The sequence below is a fragment of the Streptomyces sp. NPDC097595 genome, assembly GCF_044761525.1.
In the GTDB taxonomy this organism is placed as follows: Bacteria; Actinomycetota; Actinomycetes; order Streptomycetales; family Streptomycetaceae; genus Streptomyces; species Streptomyces drozdowiczii_A.
Map to the genome: position 1 here is coordinate 1 of NZ_JBIWCN010000030.1, position 20909 is coordinate 20909.

Here is a 20909-nt window from a genome sequence, read left to right on the forward strand (position 1 = left end):
CGCAATCCACACCGAACCCGGAAGGCCCTCACCCGTTCAAGATCCCTCAGCCGAGATATAACTCACCCGTCCACAACCTCCTCGGACAGAACAACTAGGGCGTCCTCCGGCGGTCCCGCCCCGGCGGCGTCCTCAGCAGTCAGCAGTCAGCAGGAGGAGGGCGCCGGGGCGGGCTTCGTCAGCGCGGACAGCGCGGAGGCGGCCGCCTGCGGCTTGCTGAACGCGGTGAACTTCTTGCCGATGATCAGATCGACCGCCCCGTTCTTGCGGGCGTCGGTCTTCGTCGTGGCCCCGGGAAGCTGGGCGCCCAGCACCGGGAACGTGCCGTCGGTGGCGGCCGGGGCACCGAGCAGGATGCCCGTACCCGGCACCTTCTTGTCGTACGCGGCGGGGGCGTTCCCCACCTCGCCGATCTTGAACCCGCGCTTCTTCAGCTCGTCGGCGGCCGCCTTGGCGAGACCGCCGCGGGTGGTCGCGTTGTAGACGTTGACCGTGATCTTCGCGGGCTGCGGCAGCACCTTGGCGGGTTTCGACGCCTCCGGGGACGGGCAGCGCTCGGTCCGGTCGGCGGCACTGGCCGTCTTGTCGCCGCCCGTGAAGACATCGATGAGCTGCAAGGTGCCCCATCCGGCCAGCCCGAGGGCGACCACGGAGGCGAGGGTCGCGAGGACCACTTTGCTGCGGCGGCGGGGGCGTCGCATGCGGGGGTACTTGTCACCCGTGATGCGGTATTTTCCGCCCATGCCGGGGGGAGTGAGCATGCTCATGGGCGCAGCGTAGTGCGACCCGGTGATGATGCCTACTAAATGATCAATGGATCGCACCCGTCCGGGTGGGAAAACACCCGAACGAACCCGGTGCGGGCGTCGTCCTAACCCAGTTCGAGGACGCGGGCGTGCAGCACCTGGCGCTGCTGGAGCGCGGCACGGACCGCGCGGTGCAGCCCGTCCTCCAGGTAGAGGTCGCCCTGCCACTTCACGACGTGCGCGAAGAGGTCGCCGTAGAACGTGGAGTCCTCGGCGAGCAGCGTTTCGAGGTCCAGCTGGCCCTTGGTGGTGACGAGCTGGTCGAGGCGGACCGGGCGCGGCGCGACATCCGCCCACTGCCGGGTGCTTTCCCGGCCGTGGTCGGGATAAGGCTTCCCATTTCCGATGCGCTTGAAGATCACACGGAAAGCCTACCGGTCAGGAGCCACCGGGCGCAGCCACGATTGCCACCACGCGGCGTGCGAGAAGGCTCACTTGCCCTTCGCCGCGGCTTTCGCGGCCTTCGCCGCCTGCTTGGCCTCCTGCTTGAACGCGCGCACCTCGGCCAGTGACTCGGGGCCGGTGATGTCCGCGACGGACCGGTGCGAGCCCTCCTCCCCGTATGGCCCCGCGGCCTCCCGCCAGCCCGGCGGGCGTACCCCGAACTGCTTGCCGAGGAGCGCGAGGAAGATCTGCGCCTTCTGCGTACCGAACCCGGGCAGGGCGTTGAGCCGCCGGCGCAGCTCCGCCCCGGTCGCGGCGTCGTTCCACACGGCGGCCGCCTCACCGTCGTACTGCGCCACCAGGAACTGGCACAGCTGCTGCACCCGCTTGGCCATCGAACCCGGATAGCGGTGCAGCGCGGGTTTGGCGGTGAACAGTCCGGTGAACGCCTCCGGGTCGTACGAGGCGATCTCATGGGCGTCCAGATCGTCCTTGCCCATGCGCTGCGCCAGGGCGTGCGGGCCCGCGAAGGCCCACTCCATGGGCACCTGCTGGTCGAGCAGCATGCCCACCAGGGCGGCGAGCGGACTGCGTGCGAGAAGCTCGTCCGCCGCCGGCTCCTGGGCGATCCGGAGGGTGATGTCTCGGCCATCGTCGCTCTTGGTCATGGGCGGCATCATGGCGAGCGCCGGGGGCGACGGCCAGCACAACCACCGTCGGCCGAGCGGTTTGCAGCCGTTTGCCGGTCAGCGGGGGCCGGTTCAGGCCCCCACGGGCGCCGGGACGGGGGCACTTCCCGGCTCCTGGGCCGCCGTGCGGCGGGTGCGGCGCTCGGCCTGCGCGAGGTGGGCGATCACGTGCGAGTGAAAGCGGTCCACGGCGTTGTCGACGCTGCGGATGAACCCGGTCTCCGCGTTGCCCCGTGTGGCGCCCATGCTCTTGAAGAGCGAGAGCCGGAATCCGGTGATCCGGCCGCCGTCGCGGGGAAGCATGTCGCCGGGCTCCGGGCGGAGGCGTTCCAGGGTGCCGCGCGGGCCGCTCTGGCCCTCGACCAGCGTCTCGACGTGGAGATCGGCGGGTGCCTCGGCGAGCTGCCGCATCAGGCGCTTGGCCGACGTCAGCGGGTAGGCGCCCTCGGGCACCGGGATCTCCACCGAGGTGCGCAGCTTCCCGGTCCGCAGGTCGGCGACGATCGTGATGGTGCCGGGCGAGCCGTCCACCCGCAGTTCGGCGGCGAGCCTCCCCTCCTCGCAGAGCCGCTCGGCGTGCGTCGCGCGCCGGGAGAGGGCGGTGGTGCCGCGCTGGGTGCGCTGGACGGGCAGGGCCTTCTGCCCCAGCTCGCCGCCGATCCGCAGGCAGACCTGGCGGATGAGCCGTTCCCAGCTCTCCACGACCTCCACGGCGCGCGGGTCGCCCTGGCTGAGCGTCTCCTCGTCGATGCCGTTGCGCACGGGCACCCAGGAGGGGCCCATGTTCTGGAAGCCGTGGCAGCCGGAGTTCTCGTGCTGGAGGTAGTGCAGCAGCTCCTGGAGGAGCCACGCGTGGGCGGCGTTGCCCACGCCCTCGTGCCGGATGAGCATCTGGGCCTGGTGCGCCACCTCCGCCCACGACAGGTGCCACAGGGCCACCTTGTGCTTGCGTCGCCCGTCGGTCTTGACGTCGACCAGTGGGCTGCCCTCCAGCGCCACGTCGTTGGAGAGCGTGACCACCGCCTCGTAGCCGCGGCGGGCGGCGATGTCCATGTAGTTCTGGACCTGCTCCGACCTCAGCGCGTTCCCGTTGGTCTTCGTCTCCACGAGCGCGGTCCACAGCTTCCCCGCTCGCTCGACCCGGATCACCCCGTCAGGACGCTTCGGGGTGTCGCCGTGCGGGAGGGAGACCTCGGTGAAGGTCTGCATGCGCCCTGCCGGGGCCCCGAAGGCGGCGGTGAGCCGGCGCCCGAACTCCGGCACCTGCGCCATCACGGACAGCAGCACGGAGGTCGCCCGGACCTCGCGCTCCTTGTCGCTCTTGAGGTTCGATGCGGGGAAGAGCCGGGCGGCCCGCCAGGAGTCGTTCTCGGCGAGCGACTTCGTGGCGACGGCGGGCAGGGTCACCTTCTTCTTCGCCGTGCGGGCGCGGGGGCGCTTGGGGGCGGGGGCCGGCTGTTCTTCGACCGCCGTGGTGTGCGGGCCCGGCTGCGCGGGAACGGCGGGGAGCGGCTGCGGGGCACCGGGGGACTCGACGGCGGTCGCGGTGCCTTCCCCGTCGCCCGGGTCCGCAACCGCGTCCGCCGCCTCGTTCTCGCCCTCGTCGTCCACATCGATGCCGAAGTCCGTGGCGAGGCCGGCGAGCCCGGTCTCGTAACCCTGGCCGACGGCCCGGTACTTCCACTCCGTACCGCGCCGGTACAGCTCGCCGAAGATGAAGGCGCTCTCCACGGACGCGTCGCCGATCGAGAAGCCGAGCAGCATCTCGCCGGACCGGTCCGCGACGGTCATCCGCAGGTCGTCCAGGTCGCCGAAGCGGGAGCCGCCGTACCGGCTCGCGGCGACGACCAGGCGCTCGACGTCCTCGGGGACGGCGGTCAGGTCGAGGCTGATGCGGTCCTCGCTGCCGCCGTCCGTCGGCGTCTTGCCCAGCAGCTGCACGCTGCCGTCGGCCGCTGCGGGGTTGTTGTAGTAGAAGAAGTCCGCGTCGCCCCGGACCTTGCCGCCGGCGTCCAGCAGGAGCACGGACACGTCCGCGTCACCGTCCCCGGCGGTGCTGCTCCAGCTCAGGCTCGCGATGACCGTGCCGGCATCGTCGCTGAGGTCCGCCAGCCCGACGTTGGCACCCTTGGTCATCTCACGCATGCAGTCCCCCTAGGACCTTTCGGCCCAGACGCGCGGCCGCGTCGGGTCGTGCCCTGGCGACGGCAGCAGGTTGTTCCGTGACACAGCGCAACTCGCCGCACACGGGAGAACCGTATCCCCCGTATGGACTACCCGTGAAGGAATCGTGAAGTCCGATTGTGGTCCGCGCGGAGCCGGCGGGGCCGTCCCGCCGATATTGCGGGTCGCGCGCGGTGCGTTGATTGCTACCGTCGGTGCGACAACGCACCGACCCGTTCGCCGGACCAGAAGGATCTTCCTCATGCATGATGCCCGCGCCCTGATCGACATGGGTGCCGAAGCGGTACGCCGGCTCGCTCGTCGCGGTTACACGCTGGACCTGCCCGCGCTGGAGGACCTCCAGTCCCGGCGCAACCAGAACATCCGCTCGGCCGACGAGCTGCGTGCGGAGTCCAAGCGGGTGGCGAGCGAGGTCCAGCAGACGGCACGTCAGGGCGGTGACATCACCAAGCTGAAGGAGCGCGCCCGCGAGCTGAAGGACGAGATCCGGGACATCGACGCGGACCAGGAGCAGGTCCAGGAGCAGCTGCGCGACCTGCTCCTCGGCATCCCCAACCTCCCGGCCGACGAGGCCCCCGACGGAGCCAGCGACGCCGACGCGGTCGAGGTCAGGCGCGTGGGCACGCCGCCGGTGTTCTCCTTCGAGCCGAAGGACCACGTCGACCTCGGCGAGGCGACGGGCATCCTCGACTTCGCCCGGGCGACCAAGCTCTCGGGCCCCCGCTTCGCGGTGACGCGCGGCGCCGGCGCGGCCCTGGAACGCGCCCTGGCGACCCTCTTCCTCGACCTGCACACCCGCCGCCACGGCTACGTGGAGCACTCGGTCCCGTACCTGGTCACCCGTAAGACCATGACCGGCACCGGACAGCTCCCGAAGTTCGAGGAGGACCTGTTCAAGACGGGGGTGGCCGACCGCGAGCTGTTCCTCATCCCGACGGCCGAGGTCCCGCTGACCAACCTGTACGCCGACGAGATCATCCCGCCCGCCGAGCTTCCCCTCGCCCTGACCGCCCAAACCCCGTGCTTCCGGTCCGAGGCGGGTTCGTACGGCCGGGACACCCGGGGCCTGATCCGCCAGCACCAGTTCTCCAAGGTCGAGATGGTGCGCATCGTCGACCCGGCGGAGGCCGACGCGGAGCTGGAGCGGATGGTCGGCCACGCCGAGGCGTGCCTGAAGGAGCTCGGCCTCTCCTACCGCGTCGTCATGCTCGCCGCCGGCGACACGGGCTTCTCGGCGCAGCTCACGTACGACATCGAGGTCTGGATCCCGAGCCAGAACACGTACCGCGAGATCTCCTCGGTCTCCAACTTCGGTACGTTCCAGGCCCGTCGCGCCCATATCCGCACCCGCGACGAGAACGGCAAGCCCAAGCTCGTCGCCACGCTCAACGGCTCCGGCCTCCCGATCGGCCGCACCTTGGCCGCCCTCCTGGAGCAGTGCCAGCAGGAGGACGGCTCCCTCGTCCTGCCCGAGGCCCTGACCCCGTACCTCGGCTTCCGCCGCATCACGCCGGACGGGACGCCGGAGGCGTAGCGGGGGCTCAGCCGGCCGCCGCGCGCGGCACGCCGTGGAACACCTCGCGCGCGTGCCAGGCGCGGTGCGCCGGGGCGACCGGGGCGGCGGAGGGCTGCGGCCCGAGGAGCGGGCGGCCGGCGAGCGCTATGACGTGCGCGCCGGCCGCCGCGCTGTGGCCGACGAAGCTCTGCGAGACGAGGACGCGGTCGTCGGCGCCGAGGCCGAGGACGCCCTTGTCGAGCAGCTTGTGATGCAGGGAGCAGAGGCAGAGCCCGTTCTCGACCTCGTCCGGCCCGTCGAACGCCCACCACCGCACATGCGCGGCCTCAAGTCCTACGGGAACCGCTCCGATCCGCCCGTCGTACCCGCAGAACGCGCACCGGTACTCGTACGCCGTCAGCACCCTCTCCCGCATCCGCGGATCCCGCCCCCGACGCGCGGCCGCCCCCGCCTCCGCGATCTCGGCCGGCTGGAGCTCCAGCCCGACCGCCTCGCACAACTCGTCGTGCAGGGAGGGCGGGAAGTTGAGGTCGAGCAGCACCCGAGCCATCCGCCCGAGCAACGACGGCTCCCGCCGCAACGCGTCCCGCAACTCCGGCACCAGCCGCCCGGTCGCCCCGGTCGCCCGCAACTCCCGTACGCCGGTGCCGGGACTCCCCGCCCCATGATCGGTGCGCACCTCCCACACCCCGTCACTCACGAGATGGTGGAACGGGTACGCGGGCGTCGTCGGCCGCCCCGGCCCGTACTCGTCGAGCAGCCGCTTCAGATCCGCCTCCACGGAGCTGTACCGCAGTTCCCCCGAGGCATCCCGCTGAAACCGCGCAAGCGCGTACAACACCAACAACGGCTTGTGCGACGCCCGAACCCCACTCCGGGTCCACTGCCGCAGGGTCGCAGTACGTTCCAGCCAGTCCATGCGTCAGCCGGATCTCCTCGTGAGGGCCAAGCTCTGCGAAACACCGCCGATCATGGCACACGGCTGTCCGGCGGATCAGCCCCATCGACGCCTCCCACGTCAGGTGCCGGAGCCTGCGGACCGAAACCGGTTGTCCGTACACCGTCCGCGATACGGAACGGCGTTTGTCCAAGGGGACTTGGGCACTACGATCCATGTTCATGACAGATATGGCAGGCAGCGGTTACGCACCCGTCCTGCTGGTGATCCGTCGCCACGTCGACTGCTGTCGGCAGTCCAGCGCGCTGTGTCGCTGACGTAGCCGGCCCGACCTCAGCCGGGCAGCCGTTCCCTTCCTCTCGGCCCTTGCCGCCGCGCCCCCGTCGCTGACCGCTTCCGGTCCGTACCGCGCGGACGTCGTTTCGTGCCGGGCCCACCCGATCCGATGTCCGGCGCGGGTAGTGATGCGGGACGGCCGAGGGCGTCGCTTTCCCGGTCCCGTAAGCCGGCCCCTTCCCGGCCGGCCCGCGTGTTACTCGCCCGATTGGACATCGCCATGCCGCGTCTCCCGTTGTTCCCGCGCGCCGCCGTGCTCGGTGCCACCGCTCTGCTCGCGTTGGGGTCCGCCTTCCCGGCGCAGGCCGCCACGGTCTTCGACCCGCTCCCACCGCACAACCCGTACGCGGGGCCTCAGGGCACCGCGACCATGCACGGCGACACCGGCTCGTCCGACGCCACCCCGCTGGCAGGCCCGGGCACCGGACCGCTGGCCTCCAGGCGCGTCGCCCTGCAGTCGGCCTGCCCGACCGTCCTGGTCGGCGCCGACGGATACCCGGTGGCGTTGTGCACGCCGATCCTCGGCCAGGTCCCCACCGTGCACCTGCTCGACCCGGCGACCGGCGACTCGCTGGCCCAGCTGAAGATCGCCAAGGGCTCGCTGCTCGGCGGGGTCTACGCGTACCTCGACCACCAGGACCGGCTGGTCGCGGTGGACGGCGACCGCACCCTGCTGCGCATCGCCCACCGCCGGACGGCCTCCGGTGGCTGGGAGCTGTACGTCGCCAACTCGCTGTCGCTGACGTCGGCCGTACCGGAAGGGGACGGGGTCACCGGCATCTCCCCGGACTGGCAGGGCCGCGTCTGGTTCGCCACCGGCGGCGGCATCGTGGGCACGGCCGACGACCGCACGGGCGCCGTCCACGCCCTGACGCTCCCCGCCGGGGAACGCGTCGACAACTCCATCTCGACGGCGCCCGCCGGCACCGCCGTGGCGACCACGCAGGCCACCTATCTGCTCACCGCCGGGGACGACGGCGTTCCCGGCATCGCCTGGCGGCAGCCCTACGACCGAGGGCCCGCGCGCAAGCCCGGCCAGCTCAGCTGGGGCACCGGCTCCACCCCGACGTTCTTCGGCCCTCGCACCGGCACCGACTACCTCACGGTCGTGGACAACGCCGCCCCCACCGAGAACCTGCTCGTCTACCGCACGGACACCGGTGCCCAGGTGTGCTCCGTCCCCGTTCTCCGGACCGGTGGCAGCGGCAGCGAGAACTCCCCGGTAGGCGCCGGCAACTCCGTCTTCGTCGCGAGCACCTACGGATACCCCTACCCCGCGCTCCCCGACGACGCGGGCCCGTCCACTCCGGCCTCCGCCGACTTCAAGGGCGGCCTCAGCCGCGTCGACGTACGCGCGGACGGATCCGGCTGCGACCTGAAGTGGGACACCAAGATCCGCTCGGCGGCCGTACCCCGGCTGTCCACTGCGGACGGCCTCATCCACACGGTCGTCCGCGCCCCCGCCCTCCCCTTCACCGACACCACCTCGATCCTCGACTCGTTCTTCTACGCCGAGATCGACCCCGCGACCGGCAAGACCGTCCGCACCCACTACCTCGGCACGAGCTCCCTCTACGACACCCTCCAGATGGTCGGCTCCATCGCCCCCGGCGGCGTGATCTACCAGGGCACCATCACCGGCATCCTGCGCATCGGCAACGGGTGACCGGGCAATCCGCCAGAGCCCGAACGCGTCGAAGGCCCCCGCAGCGAGCTGCGGGGGCCTTCGACGTATTGCCCGGTGAGAGCAATGGCGGAGGATACGAGATTCGAACTCGTGAGGGGTTGCCCCCAACACGCTTTCCAAATGTTCGTATGGGGGTCCGGTGGGGGTCAGGGGTGTCCTGACCTGCGGCGGAACGTTCGGGGCGGCCCCGTCCGGACAGGGGAGGACAGGTGTGAATGAGACCAGAAGTGAGACTGCGAACAGTGGGAGTTCGGCGTCCTTCTCCCTTACTTGCCGGCGTCCGGTCCGTACCACTGAAGGGCCTGGCCGGTGACCGTCGCGATGCATTCGAAATCGCGGTCGCAGTGCAGGAGCGTCAGCCCTTGCAGTTCCGCCGTAGCGGCCACGACCAGATCCACGGCTCCGGCACTGCGGTGTTGTCCTCGCTTGGTGAGCGCTTCCTGTACCTGCCAGGCGCGGTCGTAGGCGCGGTCATCGACCGGCACCCATCCGAACAGCAGACGCATGTCCTCGATGCCTTGAGCGCGGTCTGCCGCGGAGCGGGCGCTGTAGAAGAATTCGAGTTCCGTGATCGGGCACGTCGCGATGAGTCCGGCGGCGGCTGCCTGGTCCCAGCCGAACTGCTCGGCATCGGTGCGCATGAGGCGTGCCAGGGCGCTGGTGTCGATCAGGAACTGCGCGGCGTTCACCGGCGGTAGTCACCCTTCTTCTGGAAGAGCTCCAGGTCGAAGGCACCGTCGGCGGAGGCCGCGCGCAGTCGAGCGAGTGCGAGCGCCCTCCGCCGGTTCTCCAGTACCTCGCGCAGCGCGGTGTTGACCGTCTCCTTCTTGGTGCTGGTGCCGAGCGCTCGGGCGACATCGGCCAGCAGCTCGTCGTCGAGGTCGATCACGGTTCGACTCATGGGGCATACCTCCTGATATCACCTGTGCCATCAACTATATATCGATGGATGACAGGTGTCCCGGCTTTCGTCGGGGAGTGAGGCCGCCGCGCCTCGGCGTGGGCGTTACGCCAGGTCGTCTGCCCACGCCGGCATGACGCCTTGGATGCGGGAGAGGGTGAAGACACGATCGGCGTTTCGAAGGCGGCACAACGCTTCCAGGTAGGGCGGGTCGAGTTCGAGGCAGCTGAGGGTGCGCACGGTGCGGCTGCCCGAGGCGGCGACGTACTCGACGGTGATGGCCGTGCCCGTGTCGATGGCGTGTGCCAGCTGGCGGACGTCGGTGTACGGCAGATGCTTTGCGTATCCGGCGACGATCTCTTCGGTGTCCGTGCCGAAGGGAACCCCGGTGCCGAATGGATCGGGCTCCGGAACGGTCGGTGGGGTGATCAGCAACCGGGCCGCCACCGCGGACGGGTCGACTGCGGGCGCCTCCGCCGTTCGGTGTGGTGAGCGTCCGGTGCCGGCCCTCGTGGTGGCCTTCCGGGGGGCCGGAACCTCGGCGGCCCGCCGAGGCGGCACCCTCTCGATGCATACGGTTCCGTCCGCGGCCTCGGCGACAGGCGCATAGCCCTGCTCCCGGAGCGCGGCGAGGGTCTTGTCGGGCGAGCTGCCGCTGACGAGCACCGTCGGGGCGAGCTGTCGCAGCCCGAGTGCGGCGAGTGCCCGGTGGGCGGCGAGCTCGGCCACGAGCGCGGGTTCGCCGCTGTGGATGACACAGCCGGCGGGGGCGATGCGCATGCGGCCGTGCCGACGGGCGGTGTCGGCGATGAGATAGGACAAGGGCTGCGGCAGGGGCCCGTCGGCGACGGCGGTCAGCTCGGCCGAGATCTCGTCCGGAGTGCGGCCGGTGTCCAGGGCGCGGCGAACGCTGTCGCCGCTGAACCGCCATACCGAGGCCGTGCCACTGCTCTCCCGGTCGGCGGTCGAATCCAGGAGCTCGGCCAGGCGCACGGAGGGCGTGCCGGCGACGACGGCGGTGAGGTCGCCGCCGAACCGGGCTGTTCTCGTGGCCTCCGGCAGCAGCCGCCGACATGCGACGGCCAGTTTCTCCCGGTCGCCGGTCGCCAGGGCCGCACCGAGCCGGGAAAGAGCGCCTCGGGCGATGACGCCCGTCAGCTCGGCCTCGCGGACCGCTGCGGCGAAGGGCGTCTCGTCATGGAACGACGGGTGGGCGAGCGGACGGTGCCAGGCCACGAGCGGACCCAGATCGGTGCCGACCCGCACACCCTGGCTTTCCGGAAGCGCTGTCGCCGCTTCGAGCAGCCCGCGCCGGGCCTGCAGGCAGGCGCCGCAGCGAGGGGCCCCGGCCACGGCGGCAAGCGACTTGTTGTCCTCGTCGCGGGACTGCGAAGGAGTGAGCTGCAGGTTCCACCATGCGTGAAGCAGGTCGGCGAACTGCGCTGCAGGCTCCTGCGCCGCCCAGGTGTCGTATACCGCGGTGGGTGCGATGCGGTCGCCGTCGGCGCCCAGCAAACCGACCGAGTAGGCGACCTCCAGGGTGATGCGTACCACCGCGTCGTCGGCCTGCGCGGCCTTGCCGATCCGCCCCAGTTCACGCGCGCCGATCCCGCCGGACTTCAGCCGGACCGGTGGGGCCGCCGAGCAGGCCGACAGGACCGAGGCGGCGTGGATCGCGAAGGCTGTGGCAGCTGCGGTTGCCTCCCGTTCCACCTCCACCGCGGGGACGGGCACCAGCTCCGCCACGGGCGGTACGGGATCGAACGGGGCACTCCAGTCCGGCCCGCGCAGCGCGAGTGTCACTTCGGCGGGCATGCGGCCCGGCCCGAATCCGTGGCGGTCGGGGATCAGGAACCCCCTGTCCAGGGCCCATCGCTCTCCCGGCGGGACGTCGGCCATGGCAGCCCCGAACACGACGAATTCAGTTTCCTGTGGTGCGGACTTCGCCCGTCGCTGCAGCAACTGCCAGGCGGCCGGAGGTGCCTGCGCGATCACTGCGGCGACGCGCTGCGGATCGCCATGGTGTTCCAGGACGGCGGCCGTGCGCTGCCGCCTGGTGCCGGGCGGCTTGATGCCCAGCTCCACGAGCATGCCGCGCAGTTCCTCGGAGGTCACGCCTTCCAGTAGCTCCTCCAGCGGTGCGTCCAGCCCGAGGGGCGCGCCCCACGCCTGCCGCAAGGGGGCGACCATGTGGAGGTTCCCGGCGCCGTCCGGCCAGACCAGCGCGTGATCGGCCAGAGCCTCCAGAACGGCGTCCAGTTCCCGAGAGGCGGTGGGTGCCGTCGCTCCCAGCGCCCTCGCCAGGGCGCCGCGCGACAGGGGAGTTCCCAAGGCGGCCAGGGTCTCGGCCACTTGGAGGCAGGGCAGCGGTAGCTGTGGCAGGACGAGCGCCACCGAGCCTGGCCGCAGAAGACGTTCCGCCGACTCCTCCATGGAACGTGGCTCCGGTGGCGCCAGGGTGTCCTTACGTATCCCGAGTACGCGCGACAGCCGTGGCGCGTCGAGACCGGCCAACCAGGCCGTCAGCGTGGATCGGGACGTCATGCGGCACACCTCGCGAGGCCGGGAACACGGCTGGGGACCGGGGCGGCCCCCAGCGGAGCCAAGAATCGCGCATTCGACGGGTCCACCGTCGCCATCCGGTGGGTAGTTCACCCGCAGAGGGCGCTTGTCGACGGGATGGAGTGCGGGCGACCCTGGCACGCCGTACGAGATGTCGCGAATGCCTGAGATAAGCGAGACTGGAACTGAGACCAGGACATGCCGAAGAACCCGGCCGCCGAAGCGGTCCGGGTTCTTCGTTTCGCCTGTTCAGGCGACTGCGGAGGATACGAGATTCGAACTCGTGAGGGGTTGCCCCCAACACGCTTTCCAAGCGTGCGCCCTAGGCCACTAGGCGAATCCTCCGCCGCAAACAATACAAGACGTTGAGGAGTGCTCGCGAACCCGTTCCCCGGTGAGGGGTCGGGGCGGTGGTCGAGGTGGACTTGTGGGGGTGGGGATCGGTTAAGGTGGGCGTCAGCCCCTCACGTGGCGCTATCTGACTGAACTCCCCCAGGGCCGGAAGGCAGCAAGGGTAGGTTGGCTCTGGCGGGTGCGTGGGGGGCCCTTGCGTTTCCGGGTGGTGCGGGTCACGGTCGGGGCCGGTTGTCAGTGCGCCCCGATAACCTCGTAGGTGTGTCGTCCCTTGCGCTGTACCGCCGCTACCGCCCCGAGTCGTTCGCCGAGGTCATCGGTCAGGAGCATGTCACTGACCCGCTCCAGCAGGCCCTGCGGAACAACCGGGTCAATCACGCGTACCTGTTCAGCGGCCCGCGAGGCTGCGGCAAGACGACGAGTGCGCGCATCCTGGCCCGCTGTCTGAACTGCGAGCAGGGGCCCACGCCCACGCCCTGCGGGGAGTGCCAGTCCTGCCAGGACCTGGCGCGCAACGGGCCGGGGTCCATCGATGTGATCGAGATCGACGCCGCTTCGCACGGTGGCGTGGACGATGCCCGTGATCTGCGGGAGAAGGCGTTCTTCGGGCCCGCGTCGAGTCGTTACAAGATCTACATCATCGACGAGGCGCACATGGTGACGTCGGCGGGGTTCAACGCCCTGCTGAAGGTGGTGGAGGAGCCGCCGGAGCACCTGAAGTTCATCTTCGCGACCACGGAGCCCGAGAAGGTCATCGGGACCATCCGGTCGCGTACGCATCACTACCCGTTCCGCCTCGTGCCCCCCGGGACCCTGCGCGATTACCTCGCCGAGGTCTGCGGCCGGGAGAACAGCCACGTGGACGACGGCGTCCTGCCGCTCGTCGTGCGCGCCGGCGCCGGGTCCGTGCGTGACTCGATGTCCGTCATGGACCAGCTGCTCGCCGGTGCGGGCGACGAGGGTGTGACGTACGCCATGGCGACGGCACTGCTCGGCTATACGGACGGCTCCCTGCTCGACTCGATCGTGGACGCCTTCGCGGCGGGCGACGGGGCCGCGGCCTTCGAGGTCGTGGACCGGGTCATCGAGGGCGGCAACGACCCGCGCCGTTTCGTCGCCGACCTGCTGGAGCGGCTGCGCGACCTGGTGATCCTCGCCGCCGTGCCGGACGCCGGCGAGAAGGGGCTGATCGACGCCCCCGCCGACGTCGTGGAGCGGATGCAGGCCCAGGCGTCCGTGTTCGGGGCCGCCGAGCTGAGCCGCGCCGCCGATCTGGTCAACGAGGGGCTTACGGAGATGCGCGGTGCCACCTCGCCACGCCTCCAGGTCGAGCTCATCTGCGCCCGCGTCCTGCTGCCCGCCGCCTTCGACGACGAGCGCTCCATGCAGGCCCGGCTGGACCGGCTGGAGCGGGGCGCCTCCTTCGCCACCACCGGCCCCGGCCCCGCCATGGGTTACGTGCCAGGCCCGGAGGCCCTCGCCCACGCCCCGGCCCCGCACGCACCCGTCCCGCACGCCCCGGCCCCGGCCACCCCGGCCCCGCACGCCCCCCAGCCGGACGCCGGGCCCGCCGCCGCCCGCGCCGCCGCCCGGGGAGACGCGCAGCCCCCCGCCCCGGCCCCGGTCGCCCCCCAGACCCCGCCCCCCGCCCCCGTACAGGCACCGCCGCCCGCAGAGGCGCCCGCCGCCGGGCAGCGGCCCGGTGCCTGGCCCGCCGCCGCGTCCGCCCCGGACCAGGGGCGCCGCCCCGGTGGCTGGCCCACCGCAGCCGCGCCCGGCCGGGCCCCCGCACCGGCCCCTGCTCCGGCTGCGGCCCCGGTCCCGCAGAGCGCGCCCGCAGCCCCCGCAGCGTCCGCGACCGCTCCGGGCATGGCGCAGGGCGCCGGCCAGGTGCGCACCATGTGGCCCGACATCCTGGAGGCGGTGAAGAACCGACGACGTTTCACGTGGATCCTTCTCAGCCAGAACGCCCAGGTGACCGGGTTCGACGGCAGCACGCTGCAGATCGGCTTCCTCAACGCCGGTGCGCGGGACAACTTCACGAGCAGCGGCAGCGAGGACGTGCTGCGGCAGGCGCTGGCGGAGCAGTTCAACGCCCAGTGGAAGATCGAGGCGATCGTCGACCCGTCGGGCGGCGCCGGACAGCCCCCGCAGCCCCCGTCCGGCGGCGGCCAGCGCCCGTACAGCCCGCCGCCCGCCGCGCCGCCGCGCCCCGCAGCGCCGGCGCCGCAGTCGTACGAGCGGCCCGCCGCCCCCGCGCCCGCCCCGGCCCCCGCGCCCGCTCCGCAGCAGCCGGGCCCCGGCTCCGGCTCCCCGGCAGGGCCGCCGCCCGCCTCGTACGCGGCCCCCGAGGCGCCCAAGCCGGTCGCCCCCGAGGACGACATCCCGGAGGCCGACGACCCCGACCTGGTCGACTCCGCCCTCTCCGGGCACGAGCTGATCGTCCGCGAGCTGGGTGCCACGGTGGTCGAGGAGTTCAACAACGAGTAGGCGGGCCGCCCCCTGTCCACGGACCGGCGGCCGTCAAGGGCGCCGCGCCCCGGCGGCTAGGCTGCACCCCGTGAAGGTCCTCGTCATCGGCGGCGGCGCCCGCGAACACGCCCTGTGCCGCTCTCTGTCCCTCGACCCCGACGTCACCGATCTGTACTGCGCCCCCGGCAACGCCGGCATCGCAGAGGTGGCCGAACTGCACCCGGTCGACGCCCTCAACGGCGTCGCCGTCGCGCGCCTTGCCGCCGAGCTGGGCGCCGGGCTGGTGGTCGTCGGCCCGGAGGCGCCGCTCGTCGCCGGTGTCGCCGACTCGGTGCGCGCCGCCGGCATCCCGTGCTTCGGCCCGTCCGGCGCCGCAGCGCAGCTGGAGGGCTCGAAGGCGTTCGCCAAGGACGTCATGGCCGGGGCGGGCGTGCCCACCGCCCGCAGCTACGTGTGCACCACGCCCGCCGAGATCGACAGCGCGCTCGACGCGTTCGGCGCCCCCTACGTCGTCAAGGACGACGGTCTGGCCGCGGGCAAGGGCGTCGTCGTGACCGAGGACGTCGAGGTGGCCCGCGCCCACGCGCTGGCCTGCGACCGGGTGGTCATCGAGGAGTTCCTCGACGGCCCCGAGGTGAGCCTCTTCGCGATCACCGACGGCACCACCGTGCTGCCGCTCCAGCCCGCCCAGGACTTCAAGCGCGCGCTCGACGGCGACGAGGGCCCGAACACCGGCGGCATGGGCGCGTACTCCCCCCTGCCGTGGGCCGACCCCAAGCTGGTCGACGAGGTCATGGAATCGGTGCTCCAGCCGACCGTGGACGAGCTGCGCAGGCGCGGTACGCCGTTCTCGGGACTGCTGTACGCGGGCCTCGCGATCACCTCGCGCGGTGTGCGGGTCATCGAGTTCAACGCCCGGTTCGGCGACCCGGAGACCCAGGTCGTCCTGGCGCGCCTGCGGACGCCGCTCGCCGGTGTGCTCCTCGGCTCCGCCAACGGCACCCTGGACCAGCTCCCGCCCCTGGCGTGGCGCGACGAGGCCGCCGTCACCGTGGTCATCGCCTCGCACAACTACCCGGGCACCCCGCGCACGGGTGACCCGATCGAGGGCCTGGACGAGGTCGCGGCGCAGGACGCCCCGCACGCGTACGTGCTGCACGCCGGCACCCAGCGCGACGGCGACACGATCGTCAGCGCGGGCGGCCGCGTGCTGTCCGTGACCGCGACCGCCGACGACCTCGCGGGCGCCCGCGAGCGCGCATACGCGGCGGCGGCGCGGATCCGGCTCGACGGTTCCCAGCTCCGTACGGACATCGCGAAGAAGGCCGCGGAGGACGCGGCGGCCGCCGGAGCCTGAGCCGGACGCACGGCGGGCTCAGGCCCGTACCCCGCTGACCGCCCGCACCTCAACACCTTTGACCAAAGCCATTCCATCGAGTGACGGCTGAGCCATCCGGATGACGCCCGCCGCACCCCCAACTAGGGTGCGGCGCAAGCGTTCCGGCACTTGGCCCACCGGCATTGCGATGTCAGAGGCGGGTGCCACAGTGGGGGAGTGAGCAACACCGCCGTGGGGGCAGAGGGGGTGAGGTCCAGCCGTGTCCGGTACCGGTACGGGTGAGGAGCCGGGTGCGCGGGCAGCGAGGGCCCGGGCGCTCGTCCTGCTGCGCATCCGCGGCAGGGCGACGGCGGTCGCGCTGCTGCCCGCCGCGCTGGCCGTGGTGCTGTTCGCCGCGGGCGCGCGAGGGTTCGCGGACGGCGGCGGCTGGGACGCGGCGCGCTGGGCCGTGGCCGGCTGCGCGGTCGTGGTCCTGCTGATCGCGGGAGCCGTCGCGCTCGCGGTCGTACGGGCGAAGCCGGCGGTCAGTCCGACCGTCCCGCTGAGCGAGTCGGCGGCGCCCGACCTCTACCGCCTGGTCCGTGAGCTGGCGGACCGGCTCGACGTGCCGGCGCCCTCGGCCATAGCCCTCACCCCCGACTGCGACAGCTGGCTGGAGGACCGTACGCATCCGGCATCCGGCGGCTCCGCCCGCCGGACCGAGGCGGCCCCCGTGCTGGTCATCGGCTCACCGTTCCTGTGGTGGATGCGGGTCGCCGAGCTGCGCGCCCTGCTCGCCCCGGTCGTGGCGGGCACCAGTGCCTCCGCCCAGCCCGACATAGCCGCCGCCCGGCGCTTCGTCCGGGGGCTGGACGGGGCGGTCGCCGATGCCGCCGCGCCCGCCCGGGGGCCGGTGCGCCGGGCCCTGCGGCTGCCGCGCGTCTTCGTCGGGCGGATCGCCCGGATACTGCTGCGCAGCTGTCGCGGTCATGCCGCGGAGATGGAGCGGGGGGTCGCCGCCGCCGCGTCCTCGCGCGCCCGGGAAGTGGACTACGGGCTGCGGATCGTCGCGCAGGAGCAGGTGGGCCTCGCCTACGCCGGCTGGGACCGGCTGCTGACCCGGGTCGCCCTCCCCGCCTGGCGGATGGGTCGCTGGCCCGCGCGGCTGGACGCGGGCGTCGTCGCCGCGCTCACCGAGCTCTCCCGCCGCGACCGGCTGGCCGAGGGGTACGCCTCCCGGCTCGGCGAGCGGCCCGCCTGCGACCTCCTGGAGGAGCCGGGGGCGGCCGACGAGGCGGCCTCGCTGCTGGCGGCCCGGCTCTTCCACGGCGGGCCCGCCGAGACCGGCCCCGACTGGTCCCCGGTGGACTGGCAGCAGTATCCGGACGAGGTGGTCGACCGGAAGTGGCGCTCGGAGGCGGCCCGGCTGCACCGCGTCCTGGACGCCATGGGCGTTCCGCCCGCCGCCGCCCTCGGCGGGGTGCCCACGCTGGCCCGCGTGGTCGAGCACCTGGAGGCGGGGGAGGCCGGAGGCGAGGAGCTGGCGGCCGGGATCCTCGCGGCCGTGGCCCGCGAGGAGGCGCAGGCGGAGGCACGGGTGACGGCGCCGGGCGACCTGGCCGGCCCGGACACGGGCGGGAGCGGCTCCACGGCCTCGGCGAGTGCGGGCGACCAAGGCGCAGGCACCCCCGTCCCCGGCGACGACCTCCTCGCCCTCTGGGGCCCCGACCCGCTCCCCCTCTTCCCGCTCCAGCCGCCCCGTACAGGCACCGAACTGCTCGCCGACCACGTCGCGGCCATGGTCTGCTGCGCCGCCGTGGACACGGCGGGCGCGGCGCCCGGCCTGGACTGGCTCGACGGGCCCACACTGCTGGTCGACGGCGAGCGCCGCGCGGACCTCGGCAGCCCCGTCCTCAGCCTGATCGAGGACGGCGACGCCGGACCGCTGCGGTCCTGGCTCGCCTCGGTCGGCGTACGCACCGACAAGCCCGTCCGCCTCGTCTGAAACAGGCCCCCGCCGACATGGGACGCGGCGGACGGGATGGCCGAGAACAACCGCATAACCGGAGCACCAGCTTCCGTTCACGTCAATTCATGACGAACGGTGACGGAGTGCGTGCGTTATGTGATGTGCTGGGGAACGGCGCTGACTGACGGCGCACCACTGTTGATCCGGGGGCCTGAGGGAGGGGGAGCGTAATGGGGGCGGAACAGATCCGTCGGTGGGAATCGGGTGCTCTGGCGCATGCCGTGACCGACCCTTTCGGCCAGGGGCCGCTGCCCTGGCTGCGCGGCAGCGAGAACTACTTCGACGACACCGGCCAGGTCGTGCCCTGGTACGCGGACCCCACCCTGTCCGGCGGCGGCACGCGCACCGCCGACGACGTGCGCCGGCAGATCAAGGGCTTCACCTCCACGGGCGCCGCGGCCCCCGGTGAGGCGATCGACTTCCACATCACGGTGGACCCGCCGCAGCAGTTCTCCGTGGACGTCTACCGGATCGGCCACTACGGGGGCGACGGCGCCTCGAAGATCACCACGAGCCCCCGCCTGTCGGGCATCGTCCAGCCGGCGCCCCTCACCGCCGACCGCACGGTCTCCTGCCACCACTGGTGGCTGTCCTGGCGCATGCAGATCCCCAGCTACTGGTCGCTCGGGGCGTATGTCGCCGTGCTCACCACGCTCGACGGCCACCGCTCGCACATCCCGTTCACGATCCGCGACAACCACCCGGCGGACCTGCTGCTCGTCCTCCCGGACGTGACGTGGCAGGCGTACAACCTCTACCCGGAGGACGGCCGGACCGGCGCCAGCCTCTACCACGCCTGGGACGAGGAGGGCCGGCTGCTGGGGGAGGAGGACGCGGCGGTCACCGTCTCCTTCGACCGCCCCTACGCGGGCGCCGGCCTCCCGCTGCACGTCGGGCACGCGTACGACTTCATCCGCTGGGCCGAGCGCTACGGCTACGACCTCGCCTACGCCGACACCCGCGACCTGCACGCGGGCCGGGTCGACCCCACCCGCTACCGGGGCCTCGTCTTCCCGGGCCACGACGAGTACTGGTCGGTGCCGATGCGGCGTGCCGCCGAACGCGCCCGCGAGCACGGCACCTCGCTGGTCTACCTCTCCGCCAACACCATGTACTGGCAGGTCAGCCTGGGGCCTTCGGCGTCCGGGGTGCCGGACCGGCTGCTCACCTGCCGCAAGCGTCAGGGGCCCGGCAAGCCGGCGCTCTGGCGCGAGATCGACCGCCCGGAGCAGCAGCTGCTCGGCATCCAGTACGCGGGCCGGGTCCCCGAGCCCCACCCCCTGGTCGTGCGGAACGCGGAGCACTGGCTGTGGGACGGGACCGGCGCCGGTGAGGGCGACGAGATCGAGGGACTGGTGGCGGGCGAGGCCGACCGCTACTTCCCGCGCACCACGCTGCCGGAGCACGACAACCGCATCCTGCTCGCCCACTCCCCGTACCAGGACAGCGAGGGCGTGATGCGGCACCAGGAGACCTCTCTGTACCGGGCCCCGTCCGGCGCGCTGGTCTTCGCCTCGGGCACCTTCGCCTGGTCCCCTGCCCTGGACCGCCCCGGCCATGTGGACCCCCGCATCCAGAAGGCCACCGCCAACCTCCTCGACCGGATCTGCAAGCGCGCCTGACCGGAGGGCGGCCACCCCGCGCTTCCCCGTGGACGGCACCCCTCCGCAGCCGGACGTTCCCGGATACGGGACAATCGGAACGGTTCTTGGAACAACGTACGCGGAGGCAGCGTGTCCGGATTCGTAGAAAAGCCCGAGCCGGTGCAGGTGCCGGGACTCACCCACCTGCACACCGGCAAGGTGCGCGACCTGTACCGGAACGAGGCCGGTGACCTCGTCATGGTCGCCAGCGACCGGATGTCCGCGTACGACTGGGTGCTGCCGACCGAGATCCCGGACAAGGGCCGCGTCCTGACCCGCCTCTCGATGTGGTGGTTCGACCAGCTCGCCGACCTCGTGCCGAACCACGTCCTGTCGACCGAGGTGCCCGCCGGTGCCCCCGACGACTGGGAGGGCCGCACGATGATCTGCAAGTCGCTGCGGATGGTCCCGGTCGAGTGCGTCGCCCGCGGCTACCTGGCGGGCTCCGGCCTCGTCGAGTACAACGCCTCGCGCACCGTCTGCGGCATCGGGCTCCCCGAGGGCCTGGTCGACGGCTCCGAGCTCCCGGGCGCGATCTTCACCCCCGCCACCAAGGCCGCCGTCGGTGACCACGACGAGAACGTGAGTTACGAGGAGGTGGCCCGCCAGGTCGGCACGGAGACCGCCGTCGCGCTGCGCCGGACCACCCTGGACGTCTATGGCCGGGCCCGGGACATCGCCCGTGAGCGCGGGATCATCCTTGCGGACACGAAGTTCGAGTTCGGCTACGCGCCCACCGCCGACGGCGGCGAGGAACTGATCATCGCCGACGAGGTCCTGACCCCGGACTCCTCCCGCTTCTGGCCGGCCGCCACCTGGGAGCCGGGCCACGCCCAGCCGTCGTACGACAAGCAGTTCGTCCGCGACTGGCTGACCTCCCCGGCCTCCGGCTGGGACCGCAAGAGCGAGCAGCCTCCGCCGCCGCTGCCCCAGGAGATCGTGGACGCGACCCGGGCCAAGTACATCGAGGCGTACGAACTCCTCACCGGCACGCCCTGGCAGTAACGCCACGAAGAAGCCCCCGGCCGAAAGGCCGGGGGCTTCTTTTCATCTGAGCGGACGACCAGGTTCGAACTGGCGACCTCAACCTTGGCAAGGTTGCGCTCTACCAACTGAGCTACGTCCGCAAG

At 72.2% G+C, this 20909-nt stretch carries 15 protein-coding genes, 2 tRNA genes and 1 other RNA gene; 8 read left to right on the plus strand and 10 right to left on the minus strand.

Annotated features, from left to right (window positions below):
• Window positions 1–146: 146 nt before the first annotated feature.
• The 4 genes from ACIQZN_RS33075 to ACIQZN_RS33090 all read right to left on the minus strand — a co-directional run bounded on the left by ACIQZN_RS33075 (window position 147) and on the right by ACIQZN_RS33090 (window position 4024).
• Window positions 147–743, minus strand: a complete 597-nt coding sequence (locus ACIQZN_RS33075) for a LytR C-terminal domain-containing protein (protein WP_404002143.1) — start codon at window positions 741–743, stop codon at window positions 147–149.
• A 128-nt stretch (window positions 744–871) separates the two neighbouring features.
• Window positions 872–1168, minus strand: a complete 297-nt coding sequence (locus ACIQZN_RS33080; protein WP_018101777.1) for a type II toxin-antitoxin system VapB family antitoxin — start codon at window positions 1166–1168, stop codon at window positions 872–874.
• Between the two features lie 69 nt (window positions 1169–1237).
• Window positions 1238–1858 carry an HhH-GPD-type base excision DNA repair protein gene (locus ACIQZN_RS33085; RefSeq protein WP_404002025.1) on the minus strand — a complete coding sequence of 207 codons (621 nt, stop codon included), beginning with the start codon at window positions 1856–1858 and terminating at the stop codon, window positions 1238–1240.
• Between the two features lie 93 nt (window positions 1859–1951).
• Window positions 1952–4024, minus strand: coding sequence for a TerD family protein (locus tag ACIQZN_RS33090; protein WP_404002028.1), 2073 nt, complete (start codon window positions 4022–4024; stop codon window positions 1952–1954).
• A 280-nt stretch (window positions 4025–4304) separates the two neighbouring features.
• Between ACIQZN_RS33090 and serS the strand changes: the two genes are divergently transcribed.
• A complete protein-coding gene (gene serS / locus ACIQZN_RS33095) occupies window positions 4305–5597 on the plus strand; it encodes a serine--tRNA ligase (RefSeq protein ID WP_404002031.1) in 1293 nt (430 codons plus the stop codon).
• Window positions 5598–5604: 7 nt separating this feature from the next.
• Here the strand turns inward: serS and ACIQZN_RS33100 are convergent, their stop codons facing one another.
• Window positions 5605–6498, minus strand: a complete 894-nt coding sequence (locus tag ACIQZN_RS33100) for a phosphorothioated DNA-binding restriction endonuclease (RefSeq protein ID WP_404002034.1) — start codon at window positions 6496–6498, stop codon at window positions 5605–5607.
• A gap of 535 nt (window positions 6499–7033) precedes the next feature.
• Here ACIQZN_RS33100 and ACIQZN_RS33105 point away from each other — a divergent pair.
• On the plus strand, window positions 7034–8479 hold the full coding sequence (locus ACIQZN_RS33105) for a hypothetical protein (RefSeq protein WP_404002037.1): 1446 nt from the start codon (window positions 7034–7036) through the stop codon (window positions 8477–8479).
• Window positions 8480–8766: 287 nt separating this feature from the next.
• Here the strand turns inward: ACIQZN_RS33105 and ACIQZN_RS33110 are convergent, their stop codons facing one another.
• The 4 genes from ACIQZN_RS33110 to ACIQZN_RS33125 all read right to left on the minus strand — a co-directional run bounded on the left by ACIQZN_RS33110 (window position 8767) and on the right by ACIQZN_RS33125 (window position 12308).
• A complete protein-coding gene (locus ACIQZN_RS33110; RefSeq protein WP_124278040.1) occupies window positions 8767–9189 on the minus strand; it encodes a PIN domain nuclease in 423 nt (140 codons plus the stop codon).
• Window positions 9186–9401: a type II toxin-antitoxin system VapB family antitoxin gene (locus tag ACIQZN_RS33115; protein WP_111336282.1), complete on the minus strand. Its 216-nt coding sequence runs from the start codon at window positions 9399–9401 to the stop codon at window positions 9186–9188. The genes ACIQZN_RS33110 and ACIQZN_RS33115 overlap by 4 nt, the downstream gene beginning before the upstream one ends.
• Before the next feature lie 105 nt (window positions 9402–9506).
• On the minus strand, window positions 9507–11945 hold the full coding sequence (locus tag ACIQZN_RS33120; RefSeq protein ID WP_404002040.1) for a helicase-associated domain-containing protein: 2439 nt from the start codon (window positions 11943–11945) through the stop codon (window positions 9507–9509).
• A 278-nt stretch (window positions 11946–12223) separates the two neighbouring features.
• Window positions 12224–12308: transfer RNA gene (locus ACIQZN_RS33125), tRNA-Ser, on the minus strand.
• A gap of 110 nt (window positions 12309–12418) precedes the next feature.
• Between ACIQZN_RS33125 and ffs the strand changes: the two genes are divergently transcribed.
• The 6 genes from ffs (at window position 12419) to ACIQZN_RS33155 (ending at window position 20784) form a co-directional block, all read left to right on the plus strand.
• Window positions 12419–12515, plus strand: an RNA gene (ffs, locus tag ACIQZN_RS33130) — signal recognition particle sRNA small type.
• Window positions 12516–12578: 63 nt separating this feature from the next.
• Complete coding sequence (locus ACIQZN_RS33135; RefSeq protein ID WP_404002043.1) at window positions 12579–14807, plus strand: DNA polymerase III subunit gamma and tau; 2229 nt, start codon at window positions 12579–12581, stop codon at window positions 14805–14807.
• Window positions 14808–14877: 70 nt separating this feature from the next.
• Complete coding sequence (gene purD / locus ACIQZN_RS33140; protein WP_404002046.1) at window positions 14878–16146, plus strand: phosphoribosylamine--glycine ligase; 1269 nt, start codon at window positions 14878–14880, stop codon at window positions 16144–16146.
• A 241-nt stretch (window positions 16147–16387) separates the two neighbouring features.
• Window positions 16388–18112, plus strand: a complete 1725-nt coding sequence (locus ACIQZN_RS33145) for a hypothetical protein (protein ID WP_404002049.1) — start codon at window positions 16388–16390, stop codon at window positions 18110–18112.
• A gap of 194 nt (window positions 18113–18306) precedes the next feature.
• Complete coding sequence (locus tag ACIQZN_RS33150; protein WP_404002051.1) at window positions 18307–19758, plus strand: N,N-dimethylformamidase beta subunit family domain-containing protein; 1452 nt, start codon at window positions 18307–18309, stop codon at window positions 19756–19758.
• 111 nt (window positions 19759–19869) lie between these two features.
• Window positions 19870–20784, plus strand: coding sequence for a phosphoribosylaminoimidazolesuccinocarboxamide synthase (locus ACIQZN_RS33155; protein ID WP_404002054.1), 915 nt, complete (start codon window positions 19870–19872; stop codon window positions 20782–20784).
• A 49-nt stretch (window positions 20785–20833) separates the two neighbouring features.
• On the opposite strand, the gene ACIQZN_RS33160 is transcribed toward ACIQZN_RS33155, so the two are convergent.
• Window positions 20834–20906: transfer RNA gene (locus ACIQZN_RS33160), tRNA-Gly, on the minus strand.
• Window positions 20907–20909 lie beyond the last annotated feature (3 nt).

Excerpts from the sequence above, each read along its gene's own strand:
- ACIQZN_RS33105 (WP_404002037.1), top strand. The coding sequence starts at position 7,034 with ATGCCGCGTCTCCCGTTGTTCCCGCGCGCCGCCGTGCTCGGTGCCACC.
- ACIQZN_RS33085 (WP_404002025.1), bottom strand. The coding sequence starts at position 1,858 with ATGACCAAGAGCGACGATGGCCGAGACATCACCCTCCGGATCGCCCAG.
- ACIQZN_RS33075 (WP_404002143.1), bottom strand. The coding sequence starts at position 743 with ATGGGCGGAAAATACCGCATCACGGGTGACAAGTACCCCCGCATGCGA.
- ACIQZN_RS33090 (WP_404002028.1), bottom strand. The coding sequence starts at position 4,024 with ATGCGTGAGATGACCAAGGGTGCCAACGTCGGGCTGGCGGACCTCAGC.
- ACIQZN_RS33100 (WP_404002034.1), bottom strand. The coding sequence starts at position 6,498 with ATGGACTGGCTGGAACGTACTGCGACCCTGCGGCAGTGGACCCGGAGT.
- ACIQZN_RS33150 (WP_404002051.1), top strand. The coding sequence starts at position 18,307 with ATGGGGGCGGAACAGATCCGTCGGTGGGAATCGGGTGCTCTGGCGCAT.
- serS (WP_404002031.1), top strand. The coding sequence starts at position 4,305 with ATGCATGATGCCCGCGCCCTGATCGACATGGGTGCCGAAGCGGTACGC.
- ACIQZN_RS33115 (WP_111336282.1), bottom strand. The coding sequence starts at position 9,401 with ATGAGTCGAACCGTGATCGACCTCGACGACGAGCTGCTGGCCGATGTC.
- ACIQZN_RS33120 (WP_404002040.1), bottom strand. The coding sequence starts at position 11,945 with ATGACGTCCCGATCCACGCTGACGGCCTGGTTGGCCGGTCTCGACGCG.